General features: G+C 47.8%; 7 protein-coding genes. 3 read left to right on the plus strand and 4 right to left on the minus strand.

Annotation, left to right across the window (positions count from 1 at the left end):
- Positions 1-203: 203 nt before the first annotated feature.
- The 3 genes from ACTG33_RS14940 to ACTG33_RS14950 form a co-directional block, all read right to left on the minus strand.
- Positions 204-968: an FKBP-type peptidyl-prolyl cis-trans isomerase gene (locus ACTG33_RS14940; protein ID WP_439136024.1), complete on the minus strand. Its 765-nt coding sequence runs from the start codon at positions 966-968 to the stop codon at positions 204-206.
- Between the two features lie 134 nt (positions 969-1,102).
- On the minus strand, positions 1,103-1,795 hold the full coding sequence (locus tag ACTG33_RS14945) for a hypothetical protein (RefSeq protein WP_439136025.1): 693 nt from the start codon (positions 1,793-1,795) through the stop codon (positions 1,103-1,105).
- A gap of 430 nt (positions 1,796-2,225) precedes the next feature.
- The gene (locus ACTG33_RS14950) at positions 2,226-3,485 is read right to left on the minus strand and encodes an Nramp family divalent metal transporter (protein ID WP_439136026.1); all 1,260 of its coding nucleotides are present in this window, start codon (positions 3,483-3,485) and stop codon (positions 2,226-2,228) included.
- 355 nt (positions 3,486-3,840) lie between these two features.
- Between ACTG33_RS14950 and ACTG33_RS14955 the strand changes: the two genes are divergently transcribed.
- On the plus strand, positions 3,841-5,364 hold the full coding sequence (locus tag ACTG33_RS14955) for a sulfatase family protein (RefSeq protein ID WP_439136027.1): 1,524 nt from the start codon (positions 3,841-3,843) through the stop codon (positions 5,362-5,364).
- Between the two features lie 40 nt (positions 5,365-5,404).
- Positions 5,405-5,551, plus strand: a complete 147-nt coding sequence (locus tag ACTG33_RS14960; RefSeq protein WP_439136028.1) for a hypothetical protein — start codon at positions 5,405-5,407, stop codon at positions 5,549-5,551.
- A gap of 83 nt (positions 5,552-5,634) precedes the next feature.
- On the opposite strand, the gene ACTG33_RS14965 is transcribed toward ACTG33_RS14960, so the two are convergent.
- Positions 5,635-6,267, minus strand: a complete 633-nt coding sequence (locus tag ACTG33_RS14965) for a TetR/AcrR family transcriptional regulator (protein WP_439136029.1) — start codon at positions 6,265-6,267, stop codon at positions 5,635-5,637.
- A 166-nt stretch (positions 6,268-6,433) separates the two neighbouring features.
- On the opposite strand from ACTG33_RS14965, the gene ACTG33_RS14970 reads away from it, so the two are divergent.
- Positions 6,434-7,877 (plus strand): cytochrome P450 (locus tag ACTG33_RS14970; protein WP_439136030.1); only part of this gene is annotated, 1,444 nt, incomplete at its 3' end.

Here is a 7,877-nt window from a genome sequence, read left to right on the forward strand (position 1 = left end):
GTTAACCAGGGCCGTTCACACTGATAAATAGCGTTCTGAACTTAAAGCGTACTGGAAACTTAAAGCGTACTGGAGTTCGACAGGCGAAATGAAAACTCAGCTGTTGCTCTCTGTAATCAGGCGTGAGGTATTGGATCTGGGTCTTAGGAATAAATTTGCAACTGTCTGATTCCTAAGACCTTAAGACATTTTCGCCGAAGGTATTAACCTTTCTCGATATCGAGCAATTCCACTTCAAAGATTAACACGGCATTAGGGCCAATATAGGGGGATGAACCCCGTTCGCCGTAGGCCAGCTCAGCAGGGATATACAATTCCCACTTGGAGCCTTCTGTCATCATTTGAAGGGCTTCAGCCCAACCATCAATCAAGGCTTTTGCTTTGACGCTAAAAGCTTCATTGCGACTGTAGGTGCTATCAAATTCTGTGCCGTCAATGAAGGTGCCTCGATAATTCACTTTTACTTCATCGTCTTCTGTTGGGGTTTGACCGCCACTTCCTTTGTTAATGATACGGTATTGCAAACCGCTTTCTGTCGTTGTTACACCAGGTTTTTTGGCGTTATCCGCTAAGAAGATCGCGCCTTCTTTTTTATTTTTTTCACCGGCTATTGCCCGTTCTTCTTCTTTCTTTTTAATATGGACCTTTCTGTACATCTCCATGGTAGAGGCAATTTCCCCGTTAGACATCTTGGTGCCGTCACCAATAAAGACATCTTGCATGGCGGTAGCCATGACATCGATATTCAGTTCAATGCCTTCTACTTTGAACTTTTCCGCTAAATCTGCGCCATAGGCGTAGCTAAATCGATCGGTTAACGTTTTGAGATGACGCAATTGCTCGGAGGACTCTATTATTTGGTCTTGTTCTGGCTGTATAGATCCTTTGGCTTGAGCGTGTTGACTGTGAGTGCTCATAAGCGTTGCGCTCATAACCATAATCGCGAGAGCAATTGTGTAACGTTTCATGAAATATCCTCAACGTATTAATATTATTCTTCTAAAAGAGGTGGTTCTGATGCTTTTGTGAATTAGGTTTTTGGTCAAATAAGAAAAAGCCTCAACATATCGTTGAGGCTTTTAGAGTGATGATCAATAAGCGATTAGTTCAACCAACGGTTGGCGTAATCACGCATTGCATCGCCAGGTGCGCCACCATCACCAGACATTGGAGCGAAGTGGGTGCCTGAAGTTAGCTCTTGTGAATAACGAGTTGAGTTTGCACGGCAGTTGCCGGCGTTGAAAGGCAGTGCAGGTGCCAGAGTGTCACCAGTACTGAAGATACAAACAACATCAACGTTGCTGGCTACAGGACGATAAATGCTGGTGGTGTAAACAGTATCAGGCTGAACAGCAATAACGCACTCTGCGCCCAGACGGTTTGCAGCGTTAAAAGAACCGCCGCCGCCTTGTGAATGACCAGAAGTACAAACTTTTGGATCTGAACCGACAATGTTGCGGTAACGGCTTTTAGCCTGATTTACAGCGCTTTCAACTTCTCTACCGGTACCGGAGTTCGCAGTTGTGGCTGCGGCTACCAGGATACACTCTTCTGCTGTAGCTTCCAGCAAACCTCGGTAGGTACTAGAAGTACCACCTGTGCCGTTACCCCAGCCGATGATGTTGTAATTTCCGTCACCACCACGTGGTACATAGAACACAGCACCAGAGCCTGATTCACGGCTAACGCTACAATCACCGCCGAGTCCGCCAGCGAAGACTGATCCGGAAGCCATGAATCCAGATACCAAAGTTGCGGTAAGACCCGCGATTTTTGCGATATTAGAAATTTTCATGAAAACAACCTTTTGTTATAAGTTATAGATAGTTATGTTTCTAACTCTACATTTGAAAAGTAAGGATCCAATATGACAGCTAGGAGCACTTACTGGACAACACTTGCGCTCTGATAAAGTCAGTCTTTGCAGCAAGTTGAAGCGATTCTAGAAGCTAGTTCTAACCCTTGCTATCACACGAAGTTACGAAAAGGCTGATATAAACAAAACTCGAGTCATTACAAGTTCTCAGAAAATACCATTGAATCAATGAGAGCCAATTAATCTCACTATTCCTCGTATTGGTATTAATGGACTGAATCTCTGACGGAGTGTCAGATTTGTTATGACGGGGTGAGTTTTATGATGTTATAAATGACAGGTTTTGAGTGAGCTTGGCCACAGAGTGGTGGAACACTCTGCTAACTGGATTTGCCTGTGTGATTATGTGTTACAAAAATCTCAAGAGCTGTTGAAGCCCCAATACGGCAAAGATCAGACAGGTCATGGTGAGTAGCCCGTTGCTGAACCAGCGGTTACGCCATTGCTGAGGGAGGCTGTGTCGATTCAACAATATCAGTAAGGTTGCCGCCAAAAAGGGCATGAATAATGCGCCCAGCACACCGTAGCCCACGATCAGCATAAACGGACGGTCCATAAACAAGAGAGCCATAGACGGGAATGTCAGCCATAACATATACCACTTTGCGTGTTTGGTATTCATTTGAGGAGCTGAATCATCAGCGTTTGGCGAGAGAAGATGCGCTACAAAATCCGCGAACATCAGACTCACGCCATGCCAAACACCGAGTAAAGATGAAAAGGAAGATGCCCAAAAGCCAATAAGAAAGATAACAGACCAAGTACGGCCATAGCGTTCTTCGAGTACCTGAGCCAGATCCAGTAACCCACGTGAGCCGCTGGAGAGGGCAATATTGGCGGAGTGCAATAATTCTGACCCAACAATTAACATGGATACGACAAAAACTCCGGTCATAAAATAGGCAAAACCATTGTCGATACGCATCACACGCATCCACCCCGGTTGACGCCATCCTTTTTCACGAATCCAATAACCGTATGCCGCCAACGTAATGCTTCCACCTACACCACCAGCCAGTCCCAACACATAAAATAGAGAGCCTTCGGGCAAGCTGGGTACCAAGCCATGGCTAATACCTTGCAGGTTGGGCAGGGTCATGACCGCAGAGCCAACAACAGCGAAAAACATGACCCCGACCAATAGAGCGATCAAGCGTTCAAAAAACACATAGGAGCCAAACCACACAAGGGTCAAACCTAGCAGCCCAGATGCAATGGCAAATATTTTTAGGTCAACTTCAGGAAACAGAGCGGCAAGGGGCAGGGCGGTGGAACTCATGGCGGTGGCACCATACACAAAGCCCCAGAGGACGATGTAAATCCCAAAGTAGATGGAGGCCCAGCGCCCAAGAGAGCGCCATCCATGAAATAGCGTCTGCCCGCTGGCCAGTGTCCAGCGTCCCACCCCCTCGACCAAAATGATTTTCAGCAGGCAACCCAGTACGGCAGCCCAAATCAATTGATATCCGTAGAGGCTACCAGCGACCAGGGTCGCAACCAGATCACCAGCGCCGACGCCTGTTGCTGCGGCGATCAGTCCAGGCCCTATCAATCGCCAGTGCAGACGGGGTGCTGGAGATGCTGATGGTTTAGGCTTTATAGCAGTCATGTCAGTATTCTTATTTGTCATGGGTCGGGGCAGCGATATGTTATCAGGTTTACACGGTTGTTTTCACAATCCTCATCACTGGGGGCAGGTGTAATGGGTTTCAGATTCTCATTAAAAAACGTCTAAAATTAAATCGACTAACAGAGCTTCACGTAAAATCGATAGTTCAGCCAAGCTGTCGATTTGATACTTCGAGTACGCTTTTTGCTATTTACTGAAGACAAACTTTCTTGAACGAGTAGTATCAAGCCTCAAGTTGATTTCATGCCTATTTGTTGGTGCTGCGTATTTGGCTGGATAGTGTCGTATAGGGTACATTAACCGATTGTATAAAATAATAACGCGGAATCCGGTGATGTCCTTAATACGCTATGCTCGTTTCAGTCTCGTTTCTCTTCTTCACACTCTGATTTTACTGTTATTAGCGATCGCTATATTTGTGGTTTATCGTATCGTCAGTTATGAGCAGGTTGATTTACAACCGCAGTTAGACAGCAAACAGGCCTATCTGAAGCAATTGAGTGAAGTTGTCCGTCAACCAACCTCGGATAATGAGGCCAGACCCAATATTATTTTCGTTTTATACGATGATCTGGGGCTGGGAGATATTGGTATCGGAGCTTTGAACCAGGAGCTGATTAATACCCCTAGCCTTGATCGTTTGGCTCAGGAAGGGGTCAGTTTTACAGATTTTTATTCTCCGGCGCCTGTATGTACGCCTGCCCGAGCAGGGTATCTGACGGGGCGCATCCCTGCCCGTGCAGGCCTGCCTTATGTCGTCTTTCCTACTGACTCCGCTACCGAGCTGTTCATGGGACGAGTCCTTAATCCAAATGCCAATGGGCGTCTGCCGGCTGAAGAGATCACGTTGCCCGAAATTCTAAAGTCTGCCGGCTATTCCACCGCTATGGTCGGTAAGTGGCATATGGGAGATCGGAGTCCTTCATTGCCGAATGACTTTGGGTTTGATCAGTTTTTTGGCTCTCTTTACAGTAATGATATGGAGCCGTTTGAACTGTATCGTAATACTGAAAAAGAAGTGCTTGCTCCGGTGGATCAACGCTACTTGTCAGAGCGATACAGTGAGGAAGTTGTTAAGGTTATTGAGTCTTCCGGTGAACAGCCATTCTTTCTCTATCTGGCTCATAATTTTCCCCATGATCCGTTGGCTGTGCGTGATGAACGTTTGGGGCAATCGGATGCAGGTTTGTACGGCGATGTCATTGAAGAGCTGGATGATGGCATAGGTGAAATGCTCCAAGCGCTTGAGCGTACTGGCAAGCTGGAGAATACGTTAATCGTGGTTACCTCTGACAACGGCCCCTGGTTTTTGGGCAGCACAGGAAGTCTGAGAGGCCGTAAGGGCAGTACGTTCGAAGGCGGGATGCGAGTGCCTTTCTTGGCTTACTGGCCAGAAAGTATTCCTGGCAATCGCATTGAGACGAGCATGGCCTCTGGTATTGATCTGGTACCAACCGTTCTTGATCTCTTGAACCTGCCCGCACCCGAGGACAGGATGCTGGATGGTCGCAGCATGCTTCCGCTATTAACTGGTCAGACACCATATAGTGAATCTGCTCAAAAGGTAGCGGAGGCCCATGACTATTTATACTTTTACGATGGTGAGACCTTGTTTTCAGTGCGTGACCAGCGTTTTAAATATCGCGCTCCTGCAAATATGAAGTACGGTACCGATGAGACACCCGTGTGGGTGGGTGTGCCGCAGAAAGAATGGTTGTTTGATCTTCAGGAAGACCCCTACGAAACCTATGACGTATCTGAGCGTTACCCGGAGGTATTAACACGATTGCGTCAAGTGTTTGAAGACAAACAGGAAGAAATGAGGGACAACCTGCGAGGCTGGCGGAGGAACGATTGACTTACCGCTGTTGAAGCCTCATCTGAAAATTTGTGTAGGCATGATGGGATTAGCCTGGTTGCTCGATGCTCCAAAGTTAGTTCTGGCCAAGGTGCCGGAACGGGGGCGTTCACAGTTACTGATTATGTCTGTGTTTTTAAATTTTTGGCAAGGTCAGGAGATGCAGGAGGTGATTGATTACATGTAAAGCGATTCTGTGTAATCTGGTTTCCTTAACGTTGACATAAACTAATGCGATTACCAACTCCCGCATCAACCAGCTGGGTGGGATTAATCTGCGCCCGGCTTGTTACCGTTTTTAACAGCATCTTCAATCAATCCAATCATCCAGCGAATGGTTCTTGAAGCGCGCTCTGGTTCAAAGTCCCAAGCGGCAATCATACGTTCAAAGGGCGGCGTGTCCCAGAGGGTGTCCAATGAGGCTGCCACGTTTTTTTGATCGTCGTCTGACCACGAAGGTGCTGCACGGGTGACGGCATTCAATAGGGCGCTACGCCGTTGTTGATCGATATTGGCCAAAGTTGGATCTTTCACCAGTTGCGGGTTCACTGCAAAAGAAGACAGGTAACTGAATATTCTTCCGGTGGTATCGCCGAAGTTACTGAGCTCCAGGCCTTCCAGATTAATCCCGGAATCGCTGACCAGATACTCCATGACCGCCTCTCGCAATTGCTGCTCCGTAGAGAAATGACGATAAGCGGTTCTTTCGCTGATCCCCGCTTTTTGGCCAACGGCTTTAAAGGTTAGATTTTTCCAGTCCCAGTCCGGGAAGCTTTGAACCAGTTTGACTCCTGCCTCAATCAACTTATGACGGGTTTCGGCGGCCTGGCGTGCCCGTACGGGACTGTTGTAGCGTCGTTTTGTGGGTTTGCTCTGTTCAGTGCTGTCTGCTGTCATCGGCATAGCCATTCAGTGAGTTCGCTCAGATACTCGCATATTAGCAGAACTTTAATTGGTGTCACAGTGTTGACATGAATTGGAGCGGGGGGCTATGATCGTCTAAAGATTGAGCATCAGTGCTGTTTAATGCTCTTTGCAGTCACACTCCAATTATAAAAAAGGTGGCGGTATGAAAGATGATGCAGTTTATTACGATCCTTATTTACGAGAGATCGTTGAGAATCCCTATCCAGTGTATCGGCGATTGCGAGAAGAGGCTCCTCTTTACTACAACTCGCAATACGATTTCTATGCGGTTAGCCGCTATGACGATGTTCGCAAAGGCTTGTCCGATCACAAGACGTTTAGCTCTGCCCGCGGTGCGATTCTTGAACTGATTAAATCCAATATTGAAATGCCTCCCGGGACGTTTGTCTTTGAAGATCAGCCTCGACACACGATGTATCGTCAAATTGCCCAGCGTTTGTTTACGCCCCGCAGAATGTTTGCCCTGGAACCCAAGATTCGAGAGTTGGCAGGTAAGGTGCTGGATCCGCTGGTTGATCGTGATGAGTTTGATGTCATTGCCGACATCGGGCGCGAGCTGCCGATGCGGGTTATTGGCATGCTCTTGGGGATTCCCGAGCAGGATTTACAGTCAGTGCGCGAAATTACCGATGCCAAGATGCGTACCGATGAAGGTAAGCCGCTCGATTATGGAGACGGCTTGCAGCTGGAGCAAAGCTTTGGCGAGTACATTGACTGGCGGATTAATAACCCCAGCGATGATGTCACGACTGAATTGATGAATGTGGAATTCACGGACGATACCGGCACATTGCGTAAATTAACCCGCGATGAGTTAATTACGTTTTTTAATGTGTTGGCTGGCGCTGGCAATGAAACGACTAATCGCCTCATTGGCTGGATCGCCAAGACTCTGGCCGAGCACCCGGATCAGCGTCGTGAACTGGTGCAAAAGCCCGAATTGATACCAGACGCTATTGAAGAAGTGCTTCGTCTGGAACCGCCCGGGCCTCATGTTGGACGATACGTTACGCAAGACGTCGAGTATTACGGCCAAACGGTTCCGGCAGGCAGCGCCATTCTGTTTTTGATCGGCGCAGCCAACCACGATGAAGACATGTTTACCAATCCGGACAGTTTCGATATACACCGTGGCCGCAGGCCTGGGCACACAACCTTTGGTTTTGGTATTCATACCTGTATAGGGAATGTGTTGGCACGAATGGAAGGTCGCATCGTTGTGGAGGAGTGGCTGAAACGTATTCCAGAGTGGGATATCGATTTGGAAAATGCCAGTTTGCTGTCTACTTCGACAGTGCGGGGTTGGGATACTTTACCGGCTTATGTCAACGCCAAAGGTAAACAGGCAATCAGAGACAGAATCGTCGAACAAACAGAAGCTAAACTCAATCAATCCGCGTCGGCTCCGGAATCTCTGGATGGGGAATGGGTTATCACCGTGAAGGGGCCGACAGGCCCTATGGACAGCGTACTTAATCTGGCCACAGACAATGCTGTCTTGGGTGGGACACAAACCGGTGATGGTACAACAACCGTTGTAGGAGAGATTAACTACGATCCTAAAACCGGGGATGTGACCTGGGTGA

The organism is Pseudomaricurvus sp., assembly GCF_965662505.1.
Lineage (GTDB): Bacteria > Pseudomonadota > Gammaproteobacteria > Pseudomonadales > Cellvibrionaceae > Pseudomaricurvus.

What these genes read in the sequence shown, in the direction of transcription:
- ACTG33_RS14955 (WP_439136027.1), top strand. Translation starts at nt 3,841, where the DNA reads ATGTCCTTAATACGCTATGCTCGTTTCAGTCTCGTTTCTCTTCTTCAC.
- ACTG33_RS14965 (WP_439136029.1), bottom strand. Translation starts at nt 6,267, where the DNA reads ATGCCGATGACAGCAGACAGCACTGAACAGAGCAAACCCACAAAACGA.
- ACTG33_RS14950 (WP_439136026.1), bottom strand. Translation starts at nt 3,485, where the DNA reads ATGACTGCTATAAAGCCTAAACCATCAGCATCTCCAGCACCCCGTCTG.
- ACTG33_RS14940 (WP_439136024.1), bottom strand. Translation starts at nt 968, where the DNA reads ATGAAACGTTACACAATTGCTCTCGCGATTATGGTTATGAGCGCAACG.
- ACTG33_RS14945 (WP_439136025.1), bottom strand. Translation starts at nt 1,795, where the DNA reads ATGAAAATTTCTAATATCGCAAAAATCGCGGGTCTTACCGCAACTTTG.
- ACTG33_RS14960 (WP_439136028.1), top strand. Translation starts at nt 5,405, where the DNA reads ATGATGGGATTAGCCTGGTTGCTCGATGCTCCAAAGTTAGTTCTGGCC.